At 68.5% G+C, this 23,752-nt stretch carries 21 protein-coding genes; 5 read left to right on the top strand and 16 right to left on the bottom strand.

All coding sequences use genetic code 11. The annotated features are described in order from the left end of the window. Positions 1-8: 8 nt before the first annotated feature. From OXG33_05480 to OXG33_05495, 4 genes are all read right to left on the bottom strand, one after another. Entirely contained in the window at positions 9-776 is a 768-nt protein-coding gene (locus OXG33_05480; GenBank protein MCY4113379.1) for a fumarylacetoacetate hydrolase family protein, read from the bottom strand. A gap of 72 nt (positions 777-848) precedes the next feature. After that, positions 849-1,802, bottom strand: a complete 954-nt coding sequence (locus tag OXG33_05485) for a 3-hydroxyacyl-CoA dehydrogenase family protein (protein MCY4113380.1) — start codon at positions 1,800-1,802, stop codon at positions 849-851. Between the two features lie 82 nt (positions 1,803-1,884). Next, entirely contained in the window at positions 1,885-2,733 is an 849-nt protein-coding gene (locus OXG33_05490) for a sugar phosphate isomerase/epimerase (GenBank protein MCY4113381.1), read from the bottom strand. A 69-nt stretch (positions 2,734-2,802) separates the two neighbouring features. Beyond that, the gene (locus OXG33_05495; GenBank protein MCY4113382.1) at positions 2,803-4,767 is read right to left on the bottom strand and encodes a trypsin-like peptidase domain-containing protein; all 1,965 of its coding nucleotides are present in this window, start codon (positions 4,765-4,767) and stop codon (positions 2,803-2,805) included. Between the two features lie 194 nt (positions 4,768-4,961). Here OXG33_05495 and polX point away from each other — a divergent pair, with 194 nt between their 5' ends. Beyond that, the gene (gene polX, locus OXG33_05500) at positions 4,962-6,707 is read left to right on the top strand and encodes a DNA polymerase/3'-5' exonuclease PolX (GenBank protein ID MCY4113383.1); all 1,746 of its coding nucleotides are present in this window, start codon (positions 4,962-4,964) and stop codon (positions 6,705-6,707) included. A 159-nt stretch (positions 6,708-6,866) separates the two neighbouring features. Here the strand turns inward: polX and OXG33_05505 are convergent, their stop codons facing one another. From OXG33_05505 to OXG33_05515, 3 genes are all read right to left on the bottom strand, one after another. Next, the gene (locus OXG33_05505) at positions 6,867-7,970 is read right to left on the bottom strand and encodes an FAD-dependent oxidoreductase (protein MCY4113384.1); all 1,104 of its coding nucleotides are present in this window, start codon (positions 7,968-7,970) and stop codon (positions 6,867-6,869) included. 107 nt (positions 7,971-8,077) lie between these two features. Next, the gene (locus tag OXG33_05510; protein ID MCY4113385.1) at positions 8,078-9,232 is read right to left on the bottom strand and encodes a hypothetical protein; all 1,155 of its coding nucleotides are present in this window, start codon (positions 9,230-9,232) and stop codon (positions 8,078-8,080) included. A 20-nt stretch (positions 9,233-9,252) separates the two neighbouring features. Beyond that, a complete protein-coding gene (locus tag OXG33_05515; protein ID MCY4113386.1) occupies positions 9,253-9,858 on the bottom strand; it encodes an ATP cone domain-containing protein in 606 nt (201 codons plus the stop codon). A gap of 322 nt (positions 9,859-10,180) precedes the next feature. On the opposite strand from OXG33_05515, the gene OXG33_05520 reads away from it, so the two are divergent. From OXG33_05520 to OXG33_05535, 4 genes are all read left to right on the top strand, one after another. Continuing rightward, complete coding sequence (locus OXG33_05520) at positions 10,181-10,933, top strand: nucleotidyltransferase family protein (GenBank protein MCY4113387.1); 753 nt, start codon at positions 10,181-10,183, stop codon at positions 10,931-10,933. After that, a complete protein-coding gene (locus tag OXG33_05525) occupies positions 10,896-11,603 on the top strand; it encodes an endonuclease V (GenBank protein ID MCY4113388.1) in 708 nt (235 codons plus the stop codon). Before OXG33_05520 ends, OXG33_05525 begins: the two co-directional genes overlap by 38 nt. Continuing rightward, entirely contained in the window at positions 11,600-12,397 is a 798-nt protein-coding gene (locus tag OXG33_05530) for a class I SAM-dependent methyltransferase (protein MCY4113389.1), read from the top strand. Before OXG33_05525 ends, OXG33_05530 begins: the two co-directional genes overlap by 4 nt. 65 nt (positions 12,398-12,462) lie before the next feature. After that, positions 12,463-12,765, top strand: a complete 303-nt coding sequence (locus tag OXG33_05535) for a hypothetical protein (GenBank protein MCY4113390.1) — start codon at positions 12,463-12,465, stop codon at positions 12,763-12,765. A 94-nt stretch (positions 12,766-12,859) separates the two neighbouring features. Here the strand turns inward: OXG33_05535 and OXG33_05540 are convergent, their stop codons facing one another. The 9 genes from OXG33_05540 to OXG33_05580 form a co-directional block, all read right to left on the bottom strand. Next, a complete protein-coding gene (locus OXG33_05540) occupies positions 12,860-13,369 on the bottom strand; it encodes a bifunctional nuclease family protein (GenBank protein MCY4113391.1) in 510 nt (169 codons plus the stop codon). 101 nt (positions 13,370-13,470) lie between these two features. Further along, positions 13,471-14,703 carry an aspartate kinase gene (locus OXG33_05545; GenBank protein MCY4113392.1) on the bottom strand — a complete coding sequence of 411 codons (1,233 nt, stop codon included), beginning with the start codon at positions 14,701-14,703 and terminating at the stop codon, positions 13,471-13,473. Between the two features lie 63 nt (positions 14,704-14,766). Continuing rightward, complete coding sequence (gene argH, locus OXG33_05550) at positions 14,767-16,191, bottom strand: argininosuccinate lyase (GenBank protein MCY4113393.1); 1,425 nt, start codon at positions 16,189-16,191, stop codon at positions 14,767-14,769. Positions 16,192-16,232: 41 nt separating this feature from the next. Beyond that, entirely contained in the window at positions 16,233-17,426 is a 1,194-nt protein-coding gene (locus OXG33_05555) for an aspartate aminotransferase family protein (protein MCY4113394.1), read from the bottom strand. Positions 17,427-17,484: 58 nt separating this feature from the next. Further along, on the bottom strand, positions 17,485-18,285 hold the full coding sequence (argB, locus tag OXG33_05560) for an acetylglutamate kinase (protein ID MCY4113395.1): 801 nt from the start codon (positions 18,283-18,285) through the stop codon (positions 17,485-17,487). A gap of 3 nt (positions 18,286-18,288) precedes the next feature. After that, complete coding sequence (gene argJ / locus OXG33_05565) at positions 18,289-19,512, bottom strand: bifunctional glutamate N-acetyltransferase/amino-acid acetyltransferase ArgJ (protein MCY4113396.1); 1,224 nt, start codon at positions 19,510-19,512, stop codon at positions 18,289-18,291. Then, on the bottom strand, positions 19,513-20,541 hold the full coding sequence (gene argC / locus OXG33_05570) for an N-acetyl-gamma-glutamyl-phosphate reductase (GenBank protein ID MCY4113397.1): 1,029 nt from the start codon (positions 20,539-20,541) through the stop codon (positions 19,513-19,515). 172 nt (positions 20,542-20,713) lie between these two features. Further along, positions 20,714-21,499, bottom strand: a complete 786-nt coding sequence (locus tag OXG33_05575) for an undecaprenyl-diphosphate phosphatase (protein ID MCY4113398.1) — start codon at positions 21,497-21,499, stop codon at positions 20,714-20,716. A 30-nt stretch (positions 21,500-21,529) separates the two neighbouring features. Continuing rightward, positions 21,530-23,737, bottom strand: coding sequence for a sodium-translocating pyrophosphatase (locus OXG33_05580; GenBank protein ID MCY4113399.1), 2,208 nt, complete (start codon positions 23,735-23,737; stop codon positions 21,530-21,532). Positions 23,738-23,752: the final 15 nt, after the last annotated feature.

Below are 23,752 nucleotides of genomic sequence, written 5' to 3' on the forward strand. Positions count from 1 at the left end.
GGCGGTGGCTACTCCTCTGCCGCCACCGGGTTCGACAACACGCCGCACCCGTCCACGTGCACCTCGACCACGTCGCCGGGCTTGAGCGCGGTCGTCGACTGCGGAGTGCCGGAGAAGATGACGTCGCCCGGCTCGAGCGTCATGTGCTGCGAGATGAAACTCAAGGTCGTGTCGATGTCGTGCACCATGTCGTCCTTGGTGTTGGTCGACTGAACCACTTCGCCGTTGACCAGGGTCTTCAGGTTGATGTCGCGATAGTTCAATCCGGTGGTGATCCACGGCCCGAACGGTGAGAAGGTGTCGCCGCCCTTGGCGCGCCACCACTGCACGTCCTTGTCGTCGCCGTTTTGCCAATCGCGCTCGCTGACGTCGTTGGCGGGGCAAATGCCGAGGATGTGGTTCGGAGCGTCGTCAACCGAGACCTTGTGCGCCCGCTTGCCGATGATGACGGCGATCTCGCCCTCGTAGTCGACGTTGACGCTGCCGGCCGGAATCACAATGTCGTCCCCCGGGTCGATCACCGACGACGGCGGGGCCAGGAAGGGCTGCGGCCGCGTGAACGGCGGGCTGTCGCCCAGGTGGCTGTAGAAGTTTCCGGCAATGTTCAGGATCTTGCTCGGCATCGTCGGCGACTTGAGCTTCACGTCGCTGAGCGCGGCGACAGCGCCGGTGCGCTGCAGGTCGCCGAAGAAATCGCCCTCGATCTCGGCGACGTTGTCGCCCTCGCGGATGCCGTGGCGAATCTCACCCTGATATTCGTAGCGAACGAGGTCCATGAGCCGTGCCTTTCGCAGATGGCGTTGCGTCCCGCGCAGGATACGCGCTCGCCGCCCGGCCTTGTCGGCGGGTCAGTCGCGCGGCAGGGCGTCCGCGCGGCGCAGGGCGCCGAATACTTCGAGCTGCTGGCGCTCCAGCTTCGTCCAATAGGCCGCGAAATCAACGTCCGACCAGTCGCAGAAGCCGCGCCCGGTCTTGAGCCCCAGATGTCCTTCGGCCGCCAGGTCGCGGAGCGAGGCGTGCGGCTCCGAGGCGTTGGAAAGGTCCGGCCAGACGCGCTCGGCGCCTCTTGTCGTGATGTCAAGTCCAACGAGATCGCGGTCGCGGATCACGCCCATGAGCGGCATGCGCGGACCGAACGAGAAGCCGGCAAGCTCGTCGATGTCCTCGGCGGAGATCACGCCGCGCTCCACCAGGTCCAGCGCCTCGCGGAACAGCGCCTGGCGCAGGCGATTGGCCACCTGCCCCGGCAGGTCCACGTTGATGCGCACGGGGCGCAGGCCGGCCCCGCGCAGGAGCGCGAGCACCCGCGTGACGGTGGCCTCGGAGGTCTGCTCGCCCTTGGTGACCTCGACCATGGGGATGATGTAGGCCGGGCGGAAGAAATGGGTGGTGGTGAAGCGGTCGGGACGGTCGGTGGCGTCGGCGAGGACGCGAATCGGAATGCTCGAGGTGTTGGTCGCCAGAATCGTCTCGGGACGCAGGTGCGGCGCCAGGTTGCCGTAGACCTCGCGCTTGATCTCGGCGTCTTCGGCGACGGCCTCGATGATGAGCTTGGCCGGCGCCAGGGCGGCGAGATCGGTGGAGGTGTCGATGCGCGGCAGGACGGCGTCGGCCGCGTCAGCGTCGAGCCACTCGTACTCCACGAGCAGGTCGAGGTTTTGGCGGATCTTCGCGCGGGCGCGATCGAAGGCCGTGGGGTCGGTGTCGACCATCACCACCGGGTGGCCCGCCGCAGCGAAGACCTGGGCAATGCCGTGGCCCATGAGGCCCGCACCCAGGACGCCAATCGTTTCCGCGCTCATTCGGCAAGTCCGCTCGCTGCGATTGCGCGCGCCATGCTACTAGAGCGGCGCACTTGAGCGGCCTGAGTTCCGCCGGAACGACTCACTCGCCGGTCGCGGCAGGCGTCGAGTACTCGGCGATGAACCGCCGCAGCATGGGAATGGCGGCGGCGATGTCGGCGCGCTCGTCGCCCTGGCCCTCGTACACCAGGCTCACCCAGCCGTTGTAGGACACGCCGCGCAGCGCGCGGAATATGCGCTCATAGTCCAGGCTGGTCTCGCGGCCGTCGCGCATCTCGTAGATCTTGGCGCGCACGTGCGTGGCCAAGGGCGCGGTCTGCTCGATGCTGGCGAGATAGTCGTAAGCGCCGCGATCAGGGTCCGCGGCATATCCGCTGGCGCCGGGCGATCCGGCGTATTGCCCGCAGTCGAGCACGTGTCCCATGTTTCGATGGGCCACGTCCTGCAGCAGGCGCTGCACGTCTTCCCCCGTGCGCGCGATCTGCAGGTGATTGTGGTTTTGCAAACTGACCCGCACGCCCAGCTCAGCGCCAAGCGCGGCCGACTGCCGCAGCGCCGCGACGCAGCGCGTCCACGCGGCAGACTCGTCGCCGGGCTCCGCCGTGCCGGCGAAGACCCGCACCTGCGGCGCCTTCAGCCGCGCCGCCGCGCGAATCCAACGGTGGGTCATGGCGATTTGCTCGTGCAAATCGGCGGCCGGACTGGCGTACGTGTTGCCGATCGAGACGCACGGGATCGAGAGTCCGCGGTGGAGACACGCGCGCGCGACTTCGTCGAGCACGCGGTGGTCGTCCGACGGAAGCCCAAGCGCGTGCAGGTCCACACCGTCGAATCCGAGGTCCCTGGCCACGTCGAGGAACGACCAGACGTCCATCGCGCCCGCCGCGAATGCGCGCTTGAACGAGAGCGAGAGCAGACAGAGTTTCATCATCGGGTCATCGCCTCTCTTGGTGGAACGTTGCCCGCGTCGGGCCGTCCGGCGGGCACTGCGGCGGTTTGCTCATCCGGGAAGTGGTACGCCGACGATCCGTACGCCCGAAAACACGACGTAGTCGCGACCCGGATCGACCAATCCCGTGCAACCCACCGAAAGCTTCGGGTATTCGTATGCCAAGCCATCTTCGACGTAGCGTTCCTCGTCGTCGATCAACAGCTGAACCGATCCGGCGTCATATACAAGTATCAGCGTGTACGACGTTGAATCCGCGGGGATCGCCACATTCTCGTCGGATGCCACGACCTCGAGGTGGCCGTCGGTCATGCGAACCCACGTGAACAGCGACCGCTCACCGTTCCAAATGTGGGGCCCCAGATACAGCGTGTCGCGGTTCTGGAACCCGGTGTCGAACGCATCGTTGAAGGTGATCACCGCCGCGGCGGCGCCAAACGTTTCGATCGTCGTTCCCAAGGCGAAGTTGATGCTCGCAGACTCGAGATTGGATCCCCCGAAGCCGTCGCAGCGGACCCGCTCGCTCCGTTGCAACAGCTCGGGTTGTCCCGGCGGCGGGATTTCCGGCGGCGCTTCGCCGACGCGGATGTCTTCGCGCCAGGCATCGATCAATGCGCGCACTTCGGAACCGGGAATGACGAAGTTCGTGTTCTGGAGGTCGGCAAACCCGGCCACGGTTACGCCGATGACTTCGCCCGACGTCGTGGCGACGGCACCGCCGCTGCTCCCGGGGTTCAACGCGGCGTCGGTCTGGAGATAGCCGACCCCTTCATTGACGACGCGATTGGACAATACACCGGTCGTCACCGTCGGCAACGGTGGACAGTTGGAGCCGCGCTGGACCAGCGTCACGCTGTAGCCGAGCGCCACCAGCTCGTCGCCGACCTGCACGGCGTCGGAGTCGCCCCAGATCACCGGGACGTGGCCCTTGTCCGGGACCTTCAGCAGGGCAATGTCGCGATCGGCGTCACCCGCCACGATCTCCGCCTCAGCGATGAAGCCCCCTGGACTCGACACGACGATGCCGTCGGCGTCTTGCACGACGTGCCAGTTCGTGACGGCATAGCCGTCGGCGGTGACGAAGAAGGCCGACCCGCAACCCTTATCGGTCTGCACGCGCAGCAGGGACAGCTGAAGGAACTCCGCCGCGTCGGCCACGGTTGGGCCGCGAGGCCCGCGGCGACTTTCGAGTCCGAGTTCGAGCGGATCGCCGGCCGCCAGCGGCGCTTCGGGGGCAAACGCCAGGTATTGCCGCCAAGCGCCGAAGGGATATCGGCTGTCGCGCACGGTGTCCCCGAGCAAGCGCAGCTTAACGGGCGATCCCGGCGACTCCGGGTGGTATTCGAGCACCGCCGCCTGGAAGTACTGGCGAATGCGGTTATCGACCGGCCGCGTGGGGTCGTGCAGCACAGCCTGCGAGTGATCGTCGCGCCGAGCGTCGGTCTTGGGGAAGCCGAATGACTCGACGCCGCCGAGCCGGTAGAAGAAGTCGGCGAAGCCGGTGCTCTCACCTTCGACCGAGACGTTTGAGGCCTTGTGCCCCCAGGGACCGAGCGCCTCGCCGGGGTTGGGATTGGTGAGGTCCGGCTCGACGCCCTGATCCTCCGATCCGCCCAGCCCGCCGCCCAGGTAGTCCCACGCGAGGCGGCGGAGGAACGTGTGGGCGCCCCCGCCGGGCGGCGGCCGCCAGTCCACCACGCCGCGCTGGTAGTACTGCGTCAGTGTTCCGGGCGTCTCCTCGACGATGGCCGAGGTCGGGAACCCCCAGCGATCCAGGCCGCCGGTTCGCTCGAAGTGCTGTAGGAAGCTCGCCGTGTAGCCATGGCCGTCCGCGAAGGTGCCGGAGATGTCAGCCACGTTGTGCTCGAGTTCCGGGAAGTACCTGGCGGCAGAAACCTGCGCGGTGGCAAATCCCGATTCAGCCGCGAAGACCGGCGACGGTGCGACGAGGATCGCGACGGCGATGACAATCGCAAGCTCCCGCGCCAGCGCCTTTCCAGTGACCGCCCGCGACATCTCGACCGGACGTGGAATGGCGCAGTTCCCCAGGGCGCGCGAAGTCGCCGCCTAGCATGGCGTGGTGCGCTAACGATGTCGAGCGGCTTGCTGCCGCGTCCGGTTGCGCGCGCTGGCCGCGATTCGGTGAGAATGCGTGGCCACGGCAATCGTCGAAACCGGCCGAGATCGGTGGACGGGATGCGCGAACGACCATGACGAACAAGGACGCGGCCGATCTGCTGGAAGCGTTCGCGGACGTGCTGGAGCTCCGCGGCGCCAATCAGTTTCGCGTGCGAGCGTTTCGCACGGCCTCGCGCCGGGTGGACGGGCTGACCGTCGACCTGGGCGAGCTGGTCGCGAGCGACTCGCTGGAGTCCGTGCCGGGCATCGGTAAGGGAATCGCGGGATTCCTGCGCGAACTCGTCACCACGGGACGTGTCGCGGAATACGAGGAGTTGCGAGCGGAGATTCCGCCCGGCGTCTTCGAGATGCTGCGAGTGCCCGGCCTCGGCCCGAAGACCGCGGCGACGCTCTATTCGAAGCTGGAGATCACCAGCATCGACGAGTTGGAAGCGGCGGCGCGAGCGAACGAGCTGGCGCAGGTGCGTAGCATTGGCGCCAAGCGGCAGGAACGTCTGCTGCGCGAGCTGCAGCGCTTCCGCGAACGCACGGCGCGCCATTTGCTGGGCGACGTGCTGCCGCTGGCGGAGCATCTCGCGGCCCACGTTCGCGCGGCGCCTGGTGTGTCCGAGGCGACCTACGCCGGCAGCCTGCGCCGGATGCGGGAGACCATCGGCGACCTGGACATCCTGGCCGCCGCCGACGACCCGGATCCGGTGGTGCGGCACTTCCTCGACCACGAGGCCATTGACGAGGTGCTCGCATCGGGCTCGACCAAATCACGCGTGCTGGTGGCCAACAACCTCCAGGTCGATCTGCTCGTCGTGCCGCCCGCCAGCTACGGAGCGGCGCTGGTCTATTTCACCGGCTCGAAGGAGCACAACATCGAGTTGCGGCACCGGGCGCTCGCAATGGGCTTGTCGCTCAACGAGTGGGGGCTGGATGAGGTCGAGACGCAGGTGCGCCGACCAGCGCCCGGCGAGGCCGACGTCTACGCGGCCCTGGGACTGCCGGTGATTCCGCCCGAGCTTCGCGAGAGCCGGGGCGAAATTGCCGCGGCGGCGGACGGCGCGCTGCCCGAACTCATTGAGCTGTCCGACATCCGCGGTGAATTTCACGGACATTCGCTCTGGAGCGACGGTGCGGCGTCGGTCGCCGACATGGTCCAGGCGGCGCAGGCGGCCGGATACGGCTTCATTGGCATCACGGACCACTCGGGCAGCTTGCAGGTCGCCAACGGCCTGTCACCGGAGCGGGTCAGGGCGCAGCGGGACGAAATCGAGCAGGCGAGGGCCGATGTTTCCGACATTCGGGTGCTGCACGGCAGCGAGGTTGAGATTCTGAGCGACGGCGCTTTGGACTACGACGACGCCCTCTTGGCCGAGCTCGACGTCGTGGTGGCGTCGATTCACAGCAACTTCAACCAACCGCGCGAAACCATGACGGCGCGGCTGGTCGCGGCGATTCGCAATCCGCACGTGGATGTGATCGGCCATCCCACGGGGCGCATGCTCGGCTACCGCGACGGCTACGAGTTCGACCTCGACGCGGTGCTCACGGCGGCCGCCGAAACCGGCACGGCCATGGAAATCAACGCCTCGCCGGAGCGCCTGGACTTGGACGACGTGATGGCCCGGCGCGCCAAGGAGCTGGGAGTGCCAATGGCCATCAACTCCGACGCCCACCGTCCCGAGAGCCTGGCCTATATCCGCTACGGCGTGGCCACCGCGCGCCGCGCCTGGCTCACCGCCGGCGACGTGCTCAACACCATGACGCCGGAGGCGCTGACGGAGTGGCTGAGCCAACCCAAGCCGCGGCGCTGGTCGCCGCATCGCTAGGAAAGGCCTAACGGGAAGCCCTTGCGCCACCCCTCCGGTGGCGACTGAAGAACAGGTCCGGTCCCCTCTCCCTTGATGGGAGAGGGTTAGGGTGAGGGTGATTCAGGGCTCGGCTGTGGGGCCTCGGCGAGTTGTTCAAAGGTGTCCGAAGCCAGGAATCTAACGATCGCTCAACCGATCGGGGCTGAACGGCTCGATCGGGTATTCAGGATCCTGGCCGCAAAGCAGGCGAGCCACGATCTGTCCCGTCAGCCAGCTCATCGTGACGCCGTGGGTGTGATGCCCGGTGGCCAGCATCACGCCGGTGCGGGAGTCGCGCCCGATCAACGGCAGGCCGTCATCGGGTTCCGGGCGGAAACCGGTCAATAACCCGGTGATCGACGCGCCCGTCAGCCCCGGCACCCCGGCGAATGCCGCGCCGAGCAGCGATTCGATGGCGCCTGCCTGCAATCGCCGGTCAAATCCCACGCGCTCCTTGGTGGCTCCAAAGATGAGGCGCCCATCGGATCGCTGGCTCAGCGTGCCGGCGGGCCGGTGGATGACGTGGCGGGTGCGGATATTGGGCGCCTCGAAGGTGATGATGTGGCCCTTGGACGGGACGACCGGGACCCAGGGCAGCAGCTCGCGCGCCCAGGGACCCGTGGCCAGCACGACGTGGTCGGAACTGACGGTGCCGCGTACGGTCCGAACCGACGCGCCGGCGCTGCCCGAAATCGCGACGACCTCCGCGCCCTGGTGCACGTCCACGCCCGCGGCCAGGACGGCGCGATGCACGATCGGCGCCCACCGGTGCGTGTCGACCTGGCCGTCCGGGTAGATGGCGGCGCCGGTGACGTTGGGCGCCAGCACGGGTTCGCGACGGCGAGCTTCGTCCGGTTCGAGGAACTCGACGTCGAAGCCAGCCTCCCGCTGCGCGGCCACGCGCGCCAGGAGTCGCTCGCGCTCGTCGTCCGTCAGGGCGACGCCCATGGTGGGGCCCCGGAGATAGCCGACCGGAGCGCCGCCGAGCGCTTCCAATAGCTCCGCGAATTCGGGAAATCCGTCGCGTCCCGCCAATCGCAGCCGGACCAGTGGCGCGTCTCCGTCGGCGTCGTACTGCCCGCAGATAAGCCCCGCCGCCACGGACGACGCCTCGCCGCAGATGCGTCCGCGCTCCAGGATGGCCGCCGTGAGCCCGGCGCGACGCGCGGCCAGCGCCACGGCGCAGCCCACGATTCCGCCGCCCACGATCGCGACATCCACATTCCGCAAGTCGTTGCTCATGCCGCGCAGCCTCCCGGCGGGATTGACCGACGCGATCCCATCGACCTCGTCATGGCCACAGAAGGTAGGGCCTTTGTCTCATAAAGGACAACCGCGCGGCGCCTCAATCACAGACCGTGCAGCGCGGCGAAGGTGAACCCAAACAGGCTTAACATGCCGGGCGCGAAGGTCCCCAGGAGGAAGTCGGGCGACAGCTGCACCTCATCCAGGAGCGCGTGCTCCAGCACGTCGGTTTGAACAAGCTGTGCCTGCTGGGGGCCCAGCCGACGCAGCAAGCGCTCGGATTCACTGCTCGGAATGTAGGTATCGCCGAGATCGTGGAGCATGCGCACCTGTGTCCGGATCCCGTCCGCGGCTCCAATTGGCGACAGCGCGTCGAGATTGAGCGGCAGGTGGGCCTCCATCCGCCGAATGCGATACGTGGCCTGCGTCGGATCGCGGTTGACGAAGAGATCGAACACGGCCCGCCCCGCCGCCGTGAAGTCATCGAGGTCCGTGCGCGCCAGCGCGTCGCGGTCCGGCTCGGGCGAAGCGGCGGGAAAGAGGTCGTAGAGCATCCGCTGATCGTTCGCGTCCGGCAGATGGCTGACCAGGGTGTTGCGCGCGACGCCCCACACGTAGCGGTGCGGGCTGAATGGTCGAAGACTGCCGTCTTCGAGAATGGTCCCGGTCGTAGCGGCCTGAAGGAGCGTCGCCAGGCTGTAGTAGGAGCCGACGGTGGCAACGAACGCGACGTCGTCGGCGATGCGCGGGTCGGCGGCGGCCACGAGCGACAGCGATCCGCCGGTGGACACGCCCACGAACGCGATCCGCTGGGGATCGACACTTGGTTGCCGTGCCAGAAACTCGAAGCCCGCCACCAGGGCGTCCGGGTCGCGGTCCACCAGCCGGTAGGCCGCATTTCCGAGCTGCTCGGGTGCGAGCACCACGAATCCGGCACGCGCCAGCGACTCCGCAAAAGCGACCAGGACCGGATGCCGTCGCCCGGTGACTTCGACGCCGTTCACCAGGATCAGCGCCGGGCCGGGGCCGTCGGACGGCGGCACGTAGAGATCGGCGGGGACTTCATCGCCCGCGCTGCTCGTGTAGCTGACGCTCCGCGCGTTGGGTTCGGCAGTCTCCGACTGGTCCTCGCTGGGAATCAGCGATGCCAACGAGTTGCCAACGTTCACGGCCAGGCGCAGCTCGTCGCGGAGGCCAACCACCAGGCCGACCAGCGCAAGCGCGATGCCAAGCGCCACGAACCCGCCGACGGGGAGCACCGTCCGCGCCGGCGCCGGATTCAGGCGGACGACTCCGTCTCGTCCGCGACGAGTGGCAGGTTCGTCTCGCGAATCGATTGCAGCTCGCGGCGATCAAGCGTCTGGCGAATGACCGTCAGCATCTCTTCCACCCCGCCGGGCTCGACGTAGCTGGAGGCGTAGCGCACCGAGGCAACCTCGTCGAGCGGTTGGAGCCGCTCGAGGACCATTTCAGCCAGCAGGGCCGAGCGCACCTCCGTCTGCCCCGTGTCCCGCAGCTCGGACTCAATGTCGTCGGCCAGCGTCAGCACGTCCTCGGTCGCCACCGGCCGCTTGGAGCACGCCGCGCGCACCGCGCCGAAGAGCTTGCCGCCGCTGAACGGTTCGCGCCGTCCGTCGGCCTTGATCACGGAGATGTCGGGGCGCACCAAACCTTCGATGGTGCCGAAGATCAGACCGCAGCGACCGCAGCGGCGCGTGCGCGCCACGCCGCGCGCGCCGACGTCGGTGCCCTCGACGCGCGTCTCGGTGGAGGAGCAGCGTGGGCAGCCGAAGACCTCGCACCGCTCGTAGGTCGTGAACCGATGGCCCTCGCTGCACTCGCGACGCCGGCGCACGGCATCCGGCGCTTCGCGCGAGTCGACCACCTGCAGGCGGTCCGTTCCACATTCCGGGCAGCGCAGCGGCTGTCTCCCAGCGCCCCAACGGCGCCCGAACCTAGCAAAGTTGCCGATCACGCGGCTCCCCGGCGGCCTAGAATGCGGCTGTGCCTATCCGTCACTCGCCGTTGGGGCAGCTCTTGTGGCTGCCCTCGGCATCCGGCGGAACGGGCGCCCACAAGAGACGCCCCTACAGGAAACCCAATCCGGGGGTAGGGGCAGCCCTTGTGGCTGCCCTCGTCACCGGCGGAATGGGCGCCCGCAAGTGACGCCCCTACAGGTTTCTGTAAACATCCCGTCAGGGGAGCCCGTGACGGCGCAATTCCCTGAAAGGGCCGAGGAGCAAGGGCCGACCATGTATGCGGTGCTGATTGCCGGCGGCAAGGGCGAGCGACTGCGGCCGCTCACGGCGAATCGCCCGAAGCCCATGGTGGAGGTCGCGGGACGACCCATCATGGCGCGCCAGATCGACTGGTTGATCGGCCAGGGCGTCGATCGCTTCGTCGTGTCCTGCGGCGCCATGCACGAGATCATCGAGGACTACTTCGGCGACGGAAGCTCCCTGGGGGTCGAGATCACCTACGAGGTGGAAGACACGCCCATGGGACGCGGTGGCGGCCTGCGGCTCGGCTGCGCCCAAATCCCCGCGACCGAGGAACTGTTTATCGCCACGAACGCCGACATCCTCTCGGCCCAGGATCTGGCGCCGATGATTGCGCAGCACCGCGAGGACGGAAACACCGCCACCATTCTGCTCACGCCCTATGTGAGCCAGTTCGGCATTGTGGAAATCGAGGGTCGGCGCGTGCGGCAATTCGCCACCAACCCGGTGCTGCCGCATTGGATCAACGGTGGCGTCTACGTGATGAGCCGCGGCATCGAGCAACTCTTGCCGGTCGTCGGCGACCACGAGGACTCGACGTTTCCCGACCTTGCGGCACGGGGGAAGCTCGGCGCGTTCACGTCCCGCGCCTGGTGGCGCTCCATGGAAAGCGTCAAAGACCACGCGCGACTCGAGCAAGAGCTTGGCGAGCACCCGTCGGGGTCCACCGGCGCGGGCTAGGCAGACGCTGACGCTTTCGGAGCTCGGCTGGCCGTCGGACGCCGCCGGCGCCCGCGCGTTGCAGGCCCAACTAGCGTCCCGCGTCGTTGCGGCGGGATCGGCGAGCCACGCCAACCTCGTGGCGGGGGTCGACGTGCACGTGCGCAACGAGACGGCCATTGCGGTGGCGGCGCTGGTCCATGTGCCGACCCTGGATTTGCGCGAAACCGCCACGGCGGAGGAGCCGGTGCGGTTTCCCTACCTCACCGGCCTGCTGGCGTTTCGCGAGTTGCCGGCGGCGCTTGCCGCCGTGGAGCGTCTGCGCACGCCCCCCCAGGCGGTGCTCGTGGACGGGCACGGGCTGGCGCACCCGCGGCGCTTCGGCCTGGCCTGCCACCTTGGCCTGACGCTCGATCTGCCCACCGCCGGCTGCGCCAAGACGCGCCTCGTGGGCGACTACCCGATGCCCGACGGGCCGCGCGGATCGCTTGCCGCGCTGACGCACCGAGGCGAGGTGGTGGGCGCCGTGCTGCGCACGCGGGCCGACATCTCGCCGGTGTTCGTGTCGGTGGGCCACCGGCTCTCGCTGCAAGCGGCGACGGCTCTGGTGCTGCGCTGCACGGGACGTTTTCGCCAGCCGGAGCCGCTGCGACAGGCGCACCTGGCCGCGCGCGCCCTTGCCCGCGCATGACCGCCGAGCCGCCATTCGCCGAAACCGGCTACGACCAGGCCGCGCGCGTCTACGACTTTGAATACCCCGACTGCACCGGCGACGAGTTGGAGTTTCTGGCGGCCGGCGCCGGTCCGGCGCCGGCGCGCATCCTCGAGCTGGCCACAGGCACGGGACGGGTCGCGCTGGCGCTGGCGCGGCTCGGTCACGACGTCACGGGACTCGACATCTCGGACGGCATGCTGGCCCGGGCGCAGGCCAAGTGCGCGATGTTGGACCCGGAGACTGCCGCCCGCGTGACATTGACGCACGGCGACATGGCGCAATTTCAGCTCGACACGACGTTCGACGTGATCGTCGCCGCGTTCAACGCCCTCCTGCTGTTGCCCGACGCCAAGGCGCGAGCGTCGTGCCTGGCCGCATCGTTCGAGCACCTGCGGCCGGGCGGGAGCTTGGTGGTCGACGTGTTCGCGGCGAATGCGATCGACCGCACGCCGGACCACGAGACGGTGCAGTTTCTGGAGCGGGACCCGGAATCGAATCGGCTCGTCACGCGCGAGCGGTTCTACACCTACGAACCGGAGACGGATCGAGGCCAAAGCCTGCTCATCTACCGTCTCCATGCGGACGCCGGCGAACCGCCGGAGGAGCTGCGGCTGGGATACAGCCTCGCCCTCATGAGCCGCGACCAGCTGGTAAGCGAGGTGCGCGCCGCGGGATTCGCCGACCTGGCGACCTACGGCGACTACCGGCGCGGGTCGTGGTCCGCCGACTCGCCGAATCTCATCGTCTGCGCGCGTCGTCGCGCTCGTTGACAGACGCCCGCTCGGGTCAACAGAATTGCCACTGGCCGCGAGGGTCCCTGCGAGAATTACCGCCCATGTCTGACTCTGCCCGTCACCACATCCGAGTCTCCGAGTTGCGACTGCGCGTGCCGCGGCGCGAGAGCGACGGGTACTTCGAATTCCCCAAGCACATGCTGCATTGGTCACATGAGCTGCGCGACCCGGCCACCGGGGAGCTGTTTGATCGCGCCTATGTGCTGGCCGAGTTGGAAAAGCAAGGCTGGGATCCGCACGAGCTGACCAAGGGCGAAGGCACCTTTCGCCAGCGCGTGCAGCGCCTGCCGTTGCCCGAAGGCGGTCAGTTCGCGCCCGGCGGCCCCCTGCACCGCGAGGCGTAGACCCGATCTAGGCCCGAGCCAACCGCCCGTCTACGGTTCTTTCGCGAGACCTCCAGGCGGCGACGGCGTCTGGTTGACTCTTATCAGCGCGCGGCTAGGACCGGCCGAAGTCGTCCAGGTCGAGTTGGTCGATGAACTTGCGGAAGACTTCGAGCTTCTCCTCCGACACCGGTTCCGCGTCCCCGTCCGTGGACTCGGCGTCCTCCTGCGCCTGGTCTGGCTCGAACCCGGCCTGCCCGAGAACTTCCTCGTCGACGAGGATCGGCACGCTCACGCGCACCGCGAGCGCGATTGCGTCGCTGGGCCGGCAATCGACCTCCAGTTGCCGGCCGTTGAAGGTCATGGCGATGTTGGCGTAGTAGATCTGGTCGACCATCTTGGTGATCGAGACGTGCTGTACTCCGGCGCCAACCGTGTCGACCAGCGAGCGCAGCAGATCGTGAGTGAGCGGGCGCTGGACTTGCCGATCCTGCAGCTTGACGGCAATGGCGTCCGCCTCGGCGGTGCCGATCATGATGGCCAGGTAGCGAGCGCCGTCGCATTCCTTGAGGACGACTACCCGGCTCGGACTGACCAGGTTGACGCGCACGCTGTCAACCATCATTTCGACCATGTCGCGCCTGTCCCGTAAGCGACCGCGCCGCCTCCCGTGCGAGTCGGCCCGAGTTTACCAATGACCTCCGCGGTGGCTGTGTAGCTCACGCCTCACTGCGCCGCGTCCGAATCCAGCCCAAACGCCGTGTGGAGGGTCCGCGCCGCGTGCTCGACCTCGGCTTCGGCGACGAGGCAGGTGATGCGGATCTCGCTGGTCGTGATGCCCAGGATGTTGATGCCGGCGTCGGCGAGGGCGCCGAACGCGCGGGCCGCGATGCCGGGCGTGCTTTGAATCCCCACTCCAACGATCCCGACCTTGCCCAGGCTGGCGTCGGCTGAAACTTCGCCCGCCCCGATCTCCGCGGCAATCGGCCGCACCAGGTCAACCGCCGGGGCCATGTCGGCCTTGCTGACGGTGAATGAAATGTCCGTCGCCCCGGCGTCGGACACGTTCTGGACGATGACGTCGATGTTGATGCCGTGATCGGCCAAGGGTTGAAAGATGCCGTGCGCCAAGCCCGGTCGGTCGCGAACCGCTCGCACGGTGATGCGCGCCACGTCGGTGTCATGGGCCACGCCGCGGACCAGCGCGACGCTTTCGATCTCGACTGCTTCAGCCGCCATCATTGACGTCCCCGGTGAATCGACGAAACTGGAACGTACCACGACCGGCAGCCGGAAGCGCTGGGCAATGCCGACCGAGCGGTGCTGCATGACCTTGGCGCCAAGCTGCGCCATCTCCAGCATCTCCCCGTAGCCGATGGCGTCCAGCTTGTGCGCCTGTGGCACGCAGCGAGGGTCGGCGGTGTAGACGCCCTCGACGTCGGTGTAGATCTCGCAGCGGTCGGCGCGCAGCGCCGCGGCCAGCGACACCGCCGTCGTGTCCGACGCGCCGCGACCCAGCGTGACCATGTCGCCGTCCGGCCCGAGTCCCTGAAACCCGGCGACGATTGGAATCCGACCCGCATCCAACTCTCGCCGCACGCGCGCCGGGTCCACTCGCTCGATGCGGCCGCGTCCATACACCCCGTCGGTGACGACTCCGGCTTGTATCCCGCTCAGCGCCACGGCCTCCGGACCGTGCGCGCTGAGCGCCATCGCCACCAGGGCGGCGGAGGCCGTTTCACCGGTGGACATCAGCATGTCCAACTCGCGCGCGCGAGGCCGCGGGACGGTGTGCTCGGCCTCCTCGATGAGTCGATCGGTGGCGTCGCCGCGTGCCGAGACGACAACAGCCAGGCGGTCCCCGCCCGCCGCGGCGTCGGCCACGCGCTCCGCCACCGCGGCGATGCGCTCACGCGTCGCCACGGACGTGCCGCCGAACTTACAGACCACAGTGGCCACTAGCCGACCCCCACGCGCGATAGGCAGGCAAGAGTAGCAGCGAGAGTCACCGCGCGGCCCGGCCTATCTCCAGGGGGTCAGCGCGGCGGGAAGCCCGCTCGTGGCGAGTTCCCGCAGGCGGCCGCGTTCCAGTTCGATGCGCCCCTGCGCGTCGGCGATGGCCAGGCTCACCCGGCGCGGCGCGGTGCCGCCCGGCACGTCCCGTCGCGCCACCGAGCTTTCCGCGGTGAGTCGTTCCCGGAGCTCGGGACAAAGACGGCCATCGATGGCTTGCAGCTGGTGGTCGGTGAGCGCCACGAGTTCGACGCCGGCGGCGATCGCCGCGGAGACGACGCGGCCCGCAATCTCGTGGGCCTCGCGAAACGGCGCGCCCTGCTCGACCAGATAGTCGGCGACTTCGGTCGCCGTGGCGTAACCCGCCGTCGCCATCTGCGCCATGCGCTCGCGATTGAACCGCAGCGTGGCGATGGCCTCGCGCATGATCTCCAGCGTGGGAAGCACCACGTCCTCCATGCGAAACAAGGCCTGCTTGTCTTCCTGGAGGTCCAGGCCATACGTGAGCGGTACTCCCTTGACGGTAGCGGCCATGCCCGACGCGATGCCAATGGCCGTGCCCGCGCGCCCGCGCACCAGCTCGGCGATATCCGGATTCTTCTTCTGCGGCATGATGCTGCTGCCGGTGGCGTAGGCATCGTCGAACTCGACCAGCGCGTATCCCGGCGAGACCCACACCACCAGGTCCTCGGCCCACCGCGACAGGTGCAGCAGGATGCCCACGCCGAGATTGAGTAACCCCAGCAGGTAGTCCCGGTCGGCCACGGCGTCCATGCTGTTGCGGGTGATTTGGCTGAAGTGCAGGGCATGCGCTGCGTGCTCGCGATCGATGTCATAGGGCACGCCCGCCAGAGCGCCGCTCCCGAGCGGACATACGTCGGCCAGGGCGAACACCTGGTAGCAGCCGTCGAGGTCGCGGCTGAGCATTTCGTGAATCGCCAGCAGGCAGTGCCCCAGGGTGACCGGCTGACCCGATTGAAGATGAGTGAATCCCGGCGCGACCGTGTCCGGCTCGGCGCGGTCCACGAGCGCGGCCATCAGGTCCGCCAGCGCGCGCCCGATCCGAAGCGTCAAGCCCTTCACGTAGAGCCGCATGTCGGTGGCAACCTGGTCGTTGCGGCTGCGCGCGGTGTGCAAGCGGCGCCCGGGATCCCCGAGCCGCTCGATCAGGACGCGCTCCACGTAGCTGTGAATGTCCTCGTCGCCGGCGTCAACGGGACCGCCGGAGTCGTCGAGCTCTTGCAGCAGCCGGTCGAGCCCCTCAGTCAGCGCCTCGGCGTCGGACGCGTCGATGATGCCCTGCGCGCCGAGCATGGCGGCGTGCGCCTGGCTGGCGACGATATCTTCGCGATAGAGCCGCCGGTCCCAGGGAAACGAGCGGGTGAAGGCCCGCGCCGCGTCGGCGGGCTCCGACTCGAAGCGCCCGCCCCACATGCCGGCGATCTCAGCCCGTGCGCGGGGTCCGGCGCCCCGCGCTAGGCGCGCAGCGCCGCGCCAATGACTTCAAGGCCCGTGTCCAACTCGGCATCGCTGATGTTCAGCGCCGGCACCAGGCGAATCGTCGCCGCGGCGGCCTTGATCAACAGCACGCCGTGATCCCGCGCGTACGCAATCACGTGATCGGCGCGCTCGGGGCCCGTGAGATCGAAACCCACCAGCAGCCCAAGCCCGCGCACGTCCGTGATCTCACCGGTCTCGCGGCCCAGGCGCCGCAACTCGGCGGCAGCGTGGTCGCCCTTGCGCGCCACGTCCGCCAAGAATCCCGGAGCCGTGACGTGATCGAAGACCACGCGGGCGCCGGCGCAGACGAGCGGGTTGCCGCTAAATGTCGATCCGTGGTCGCCTGGCCGCAGCACACTGCACCGCTCGGTGCTGAGCGCGGCCCCGATGGGCAGCCCGCCGCCAAGCCCCTTGGCCAGGGCCATCAGGTCGGGCGTGACGCCAAAGTGCTCGTAGGCAAACAGCTTGCCGGTGCGCCCGATGCCGGTCTGCACCTCGTCCAGAATCAGCAGGATGCCGTGCTCGTCGCAGAGTTCACGGAGTCCGGTTACGTAGTCCGCGTCGGCCACCCACACGCCGCCCTCGGCCTGGATGAGCTCCAGCATCACTGCGGCGGTGGAGTCGTCGATGGCGTCGCGCACCGCGTTCAGGTCGTTGTAGGGCACGTGGGTGAATCCGGCCGGCATCGGCTCGAAGGGCTCGTGATAGGCCGGCGTGCCGGTGGCCGCCGTCATGGCCAGCGAGCGCCCGTGAAAGCCGCGCAGCGTTGTGATCACACCCGTCGCGCGGTCGCGGTTTTGCCGGCCCCACTTGCGCGCGATCTTGACGCAGGTCTCGGTGGCCTCGCCGCCGCTGTTGACGAAAAACACCCGGTCCAGCGCCGAGTGACCGGTCAACCGCTCGCCCAGCTCGACCTGGGGCGTGGTGTAGAAGAGGTTGGACACCTGGACCAGGGTGCGCGCCTGCTCGGCCACGGCATCGGCGATGTCGGGATTTGCGTGGCCGACGGCGTTCACCGCGATGCCCGCGGCGAAGTCCAGGTATTCGTTGCCGGCGTCGTCCCACACCCGCATGCCGCTGCCCCGAACCAGGGTGACCGGAGCGCGGGCAAACGTCTGGTGATAGACCTGAGCTTCGCGTGCCTGCCAGTCCGTCGCTGATTGGGTCATGGATGAACTCTAGCCGTGCGGGTTGGCAGGGATTATATGGCGATCCCAACCGCGCGCGTCAGGCAACGATACGCGTGCCCACGACGCCCCCGACCAGAGTTTGCCGGATGGCGTGAGCTTGCCGGCCGTCGGTGATCCAAACGGCGGCGACCGCGTCCAGCAAGTCCATCGCCGCACGGACCTTGGGCACCATGCCGTCGCGGATCACGCCCTCGGCGATCAGATCGGCGGCGCGTCCAGCCGGCAGGTCGCGAATCGGTTGTCCGTCGCCATCGAGAACCGCCGGCACGTCGGTGAGGAAGAGCAGGGCATCCGCGCGGACCGCGCGCGCCACGGCCCCGGCGACCTCGTCGCCGTTGACGTTGTAAAGCTCGCCGTCGGCTCCCAGGCCCAGCGGGGCGATGGTCGGCACGTGGCCGCGTTCGGTGAGGTCGTTCAACAACCCGCGCCGCACCTCGCGCACGCGACCCACGTATCCCAACGCCGGCGACTGCTGCTCGACCCGGATCACACCACCGTCATTTCCGGCGATGCCGACCGCCGAGACGCCGTTGGCCACAAGCTCGCCGATCAGCGCCGGAGCCACCATGCCGCGAAAGACCGTTACGGCGGCGTCGCGAGTGGCCGCGGACGTTACCCGCAGCCCGTCGATCCAGGTCGGAGTTTCTCCTCGCTGCGCCAGATAGTCGCTGAGCGCGTCGCCGCCGCCATGGGCAATGACGACCCGGGCGCCGGCCGCGACCAGGTCCCGCACGTCGGCGCCGATCCGCCCGCGCTCGACATCCGCCGTGCCGCCGACCTTGAGCACGACATAGCGTCCCCGGAAGTGGTCGAATCCTGAGCTCGGCGATGCGGCCACGAGCTAGGTCATGTACTCCGCGTTGATGGTGACGTAGTCGTGCGAGAGGTCGCCGGTCCAGGCTGTGGCCCTGGCCGGCCCCGCATGCAGATCGACCGCGATGCGGCACTCCGACTGGCGCAAGTGCGCGGCAACGTCCGGCTCGTGGTAGTCCTGGATGCGCCCGCCTTCGACGGTGCAGGTGTCCCCGATCCAGATGTCCAGGGCCTCGGGATCGAACTCGGCCCCGCTGTTCCCGAGCGCGCACACCACGCGTCCCCAATTGGGGTCGCCGCCGAATACCGCCGTCTTGACCAGCAGCGACGTGGAGATGCCGCGTCCGGCGCGCCGGGCATCGGCCGCGTCCACCGCGCCCCGAACCTCGATCGTGACCAGCTTGGTCACGCCCTCGCCGTTCCGCACGATTTCCCGCGCGAGATGCCGGCACACGGCGCCGAGCGCGTGAACGAACCGCTCCGCATCCCGGCCTTCCAATGGCGGTGTTCGGCTTGCGCCGTTGGCAAAAAGCAGCACCGTGTCGCTGGTGGACTGATCGCCGTCGATGGAAATCACGTTGAATGAGTCGTTGACCGCCGCGCGCAGGGCGTCGCGGGCAACCGACGCGTCCATGGCGGCGTCGGTCGTAATGAACGAGTGCATGGTGGCCATGTTGGGGTGGATCATGCCGGCGCCCTTGGCGGCGCCGCCGATCCGCACCGTCCCGGTCGACAGCGGCACTTCGACCGCAATCGTCTTGGGATAGGCGTCGGTGGTCATCATGGCGGTGGCGACATCGATCCCGTCGACCGAGTTCAACTCGAGCCGCCGGATGCCGTCGGCCACGCGATCCATGGGCAGCCGAAACCCGATCACGCCGGTGGACGCCATCAGGATTTCCTCGGGCGCGACGCCTTGTCCCTCGGCAAACAGCTCCGCCATGCGCCGGGCATCGGCGCGCCCTTCGGGTCCCGTGTACGTGTTGGCGTTGCCGCTGTTGAAGACCACGCCGCGCGCCTGGCCATCCGCGACCCGCGCGCGGTTGATCTCCACATTCGAGGCCTTCACGCGGTTGGTGGTGAACGTCGCAGCCACCGTGCATGCGGCGACGGTGCTGAAGATGCCCCCAAGGTCAAGAGCGCCGCTGGCCTTGATGCCGGCGGCGATCGACCCGGCCTTGAACCCGCGCGACGCCACCACGCCGCCGGGAATCACCGCGAATCCGTCAAGCGTTTCGGGAAGGGCGCCCATCTACGGATAGCCCGCCGGAATGCCGAGCCCCGCCTGCTCGTCGAGGCCCAGCATCAAGTTGGCGTTCTGCAGCGCGGCGCCCGCCGCGCCCTTGCCGAGGTTGTCAATGGCGCTCATGGCGATCAGGGTACCGGTGGCCTCGTCGGCCACCGCCTGCACGAAGCAGTGGTTGGTGCCGGTAGTCCACTTGGTGCGAGGCGGCTCGTCGGCCAGGTGCACGAACGGCTCGCCGCCGTAGCGGTCGTCGTACGCCGCGTCGACATCCGTGCTCGCAATGCCGTCCCGAATCCGCGCGTAGGTCGTCGAGAGGATGCCGCGCGTCATGGGCACCAGGTGGGGAACGAACGTGACCTGCACTGGGGACCCCGCGAGCATGGTCAGCTCCTGCGCGATCTCGGGGCCGTGGCGGTGGGCGGCGACGTTGTAGGGCGCTGCGCTCTCGTTGATTTCGGAGTAGGTGAAGGCCGACTCGGCGCGCCGCCCGGCGCCCGAGACGCCGGTCTTCGAGTCCACGATCACCGCCGGCTCGACAAGCCCCGCCGCCAGGGCGGGTCCGATGGCCAGCTCCGCGGCGATGGCATGACAACCGGGATTGGCAACCAGGTTGGTGCGCCGCAGGTCGTCCCTCCGGAACTCGGTGAGGCCGTAGACCGCGTCGGCGATCCACTCCGACGCCGGGTGCTCGCCATACCACTGCCGATAGACCTCCAGGTCGTGCAGCCGGAAGTCGGCGCTCACGTCCACCACCGGCACGCCGTCGTCGAGCAGCGGCGCCAACTGCGCCGCGGACGCGTTGTGCGGCAGGCACGACACGACGGCGTCCACCGACCCGTCAAGTTCCGGCGTCAGCCGCAGGTCCGCGTAATCGGGCCGCGCCGTGGCCCGGACCCAGGGCAGCACCTCGCCGACGGTGCAGCCGGCCTGACTGCGGGCCGTAAGGCTCGTCAATTCCAGGTCGGGGTGGCCGGCCAGATAGCGGATCATCTCGCCGCCGGTGTAGCCGGTGGCGTTGAGAAGGCCCAGGCGCATCAAGCGGTGCCTCAGGTGGCTAAACGCGATTATACGGGCGCATTGGGGCGCCGCCGCAGTCGTGGACGATCAGAGCGGCCGGACTCCGGCGGAGTAGGGCCTGCCAGCGGCCCCGTGCCGTGGAGCAACCCTTAGAATTCTCGCTCCGCACGAAATGACATGGGGGGCGCCATCAGGGCTGAAGGGCAAGCACCACGAGCGCCGCGGCGCCAAGCGCCACCCGGTAGGCGCCGAAGACGAGCAGGCTGTGGGCGGCTACGAACCAGAGCAAGACGCGAATGACGGCGACTCCGACCACTCCCGCCGTCAACGCACCGATGACCAGCGCGCCCACCACCGACTCGAAGGCGTCCGTGCCGGTGACGGAGGCGAGTTCCACGATGCCGATCGCCAACACGATCGGCGTCAGCAGCAGCAGCGAGAATCGCGCCCCGGCGTGGCGCTCGACGCCAAGAAGGCGCGCCACGGTCATGGTGATTCCGGAGCGCGACACGCCCGGGATCAGCGCCACAAGCTGACTCAGACCCACGAGGAGCCACACAGGCAGCCGCGTGCTGTCGTAGGTGGTGCGGGTGGGCGCCCAGCGATCGGCCGCGGCGAGCAGCAGACCGAACGCGATCAGCGTGATCGAGGCGACCATCAGCGTCCGCGTCTCCGTCAGCACGTCACGCAGCGGGAACGCCACGGCGCCCACGAGCACCGTCGACCCCACGATGGCCGCCGCCACGCGGCGCGACACGGCCACATCCGCTCCTCGTCCCACGACACCGAGCGCCAGCCGCCACCAGTCGCGCCACAGCGCCACGGCCAGCGCCAGCGCGGTGCCCAGATGCAAAGCCACGCTGAGCAGCAGGCCCGACAGAAACGGGTCGGTCCACCCCGCGAACTCGGGCGTCAGCAGCAGGTGGGCCGAGCTGCTCACAGGCAGAAACTCCGTGAGCGCCTGCACGGCGCCCAACAGAGCCGCCTCGACCAGCACTGCCCCGGTTTACGCGGTCACGACAAAGACCGGCGCCAGAACCAAGGTGATCGTGCTGAGCAGCTTCACCAGCACGTGCAGCGAAGGACCCGCCGTGTCCTTGAACGGGTCGCCAACGGTGTCGCCGACCACTGACGCCGCATGCTCCGGCGTGCCCTTGCCGATCGGGTTGCCGTCTTCGTCCTTGAGGTTCCCCGCCTCGATGAATTTCTTGGCGTTGTCCCAGGCGCCGCCGCCGTTGTTCATCACCGTGGCCAGCAGCACGCCCGCGATGGTGCCCACCATCAGGAAGGCGGCTTCGGCCTCGGCGCGAAGCACCAGGCCCACGACCACCGGCATAAGAACGGCCAGCAGGCCCGGCAGGATCATCTCTCGCAGCGCCGAGCGCGTGCTGATGTCAACCGCCTGGCTGTAGCTGGGCTCGACGGTGCCTTCGAGGATGCCCGGATTCTCGCGCCACTGCCGCCGAACCTCCTGGATCATCGTGCTCGCGGCGCGACCGACGGCGCGGATGGCCAGCGAGCTGAACAGGAACACCAGCATGGCGCCCAGCATGGCGCCGATGAAGACCTCGACCTTGGCCAGGTCGACGCTGTGGAGGTCGGCCGTTTCCAAGTAGGCGCTGAACAGCAGGAACGCGGCCAACGCCGCCGAGGCGATGGCGTAGCCCTTGGTCAGCGCCTTGGTCGTGTTGCCGACTGCATCGAGCCCATCGGTGATTTCGCGCACGTCCTCGGGCGCCTCGGCCATCTCGGTGATGCCGCCCGCGTTGTCCGAGATCGGACCAAACGTATCCATGGCCAGGATGTAGGCGGCGCTCATGAGCATGCCCATCGTGGCGACGGCGGTGCCGAAGACGCCGGCCTCGAACATGCCGATCGGGATGCCAAGCGCGGCGAAGCCCTCGACGCCGGTGTGGAACGAGGTCCACAGGGCAATCGAAATCACGATGATCGGCGCGGCAGTGTTCTCCAGGCCGAGCGCCATTCCCGAGATGATGTTGGTGGCGGGACCGGTGCGAGACGCCTCGGCGATCTCACGCACCGGACGCCACGAGCCCGCGGTGTAGTACTGCGTGATGTAGACGAAGGCGACGCTCGTGAGAATGCCGATTACTCCGGAGAGGAAGAACCAGGCGGATTCCAGCATCACGAACACCGCAATCGCCATTCCAACAACCGAAAACAGCGCGGTGGTCCAATAGCCGATGTCGAGCGCTTTCTGCGCGTCGCGCACCTTCTCGGGCCGGATCACGAGCAGGCCAATGACCGACGCGATGGTGCCGAACGACCGCACCACCAGCGGGAACAGGATCCACTCGACGCCCGCTGTGCCGGGAGCCGCGGCCTCGATGGCCTTGAACACGGCCACACCCAGGATCATCGCGCCGATGCTCTCGGCGGCGGTCGATTCGAAAAGGTCCGCGCCACGTCCGGCGCAGTCGCCCACGTTGTCGCCGACCAGGTCGGCCACCACCGCGGGATTTCGCGGGTCGTCCTCGGGCAGGCCGGCCTCGACCTTGCCCACCAGGTCCGCGCCCACGTCGGCGGCCTTGGTGTAGATGCCGCCGCCCAGCTGCGCGAACAGCGCCACGAAGCTGGCGCCGAACCCGAAGCCGACGATCAACTCAGGGGCGCGCGTGGGATTGCCGAAGCCATCGAACAGGGCGAAGAGCACGAACACGCCCAGCAGGCTCAGCCCGACGATCAAGATGCCCGAAACCGCCCCGCCCCGCAGGGCCACCGTCAGCGCGTCGCCCAGTGACTTGGTGGCCGCGCTGGCGGTGCGCACGTTGGACTTGACCGCCACGATCATGCCGATGATGCCGGAGAGCGCGGAGGCGGCGGCGCCCACCAGGAACGAAACCCCGGTGCGCCAGGCAATGTCGCCCGCCTCGATGCCCTTGGCCTCGTTGGCGCCGAAGAAGAACAGCAGCACCGACAAGCCGGCCGCCGCGAACAACGCGAGAAACGCGATGGTGCGGTACTGCCGCCGCAGGAAGGCCGTGGCGCCTTCGTAGATGCGGTCACCGTTGAGTTGCATGGACGCGAACAGCCTGTTCCGCTCCGCGTCGTCCAACCCCTGGACCGCCGGAATCAATTCGGCGCTGCGGCCGCTCCGGTCGACCGGCCGCGTCAGGACATCACGAACCAGGTACCCGACCACGGCGACGGAAACCACGATGGCCGCCGGGACGACCCACACTAGACCTTCCAAGACCTAATCCCCCCT

Source organism: Chloroflexota bacterium, assembly GCA_026708035.1.
Classification (GTDB): Bacteria; Chloroflexota; UBA11872; order UBA11872; family UBA11872; genus JAJECS01.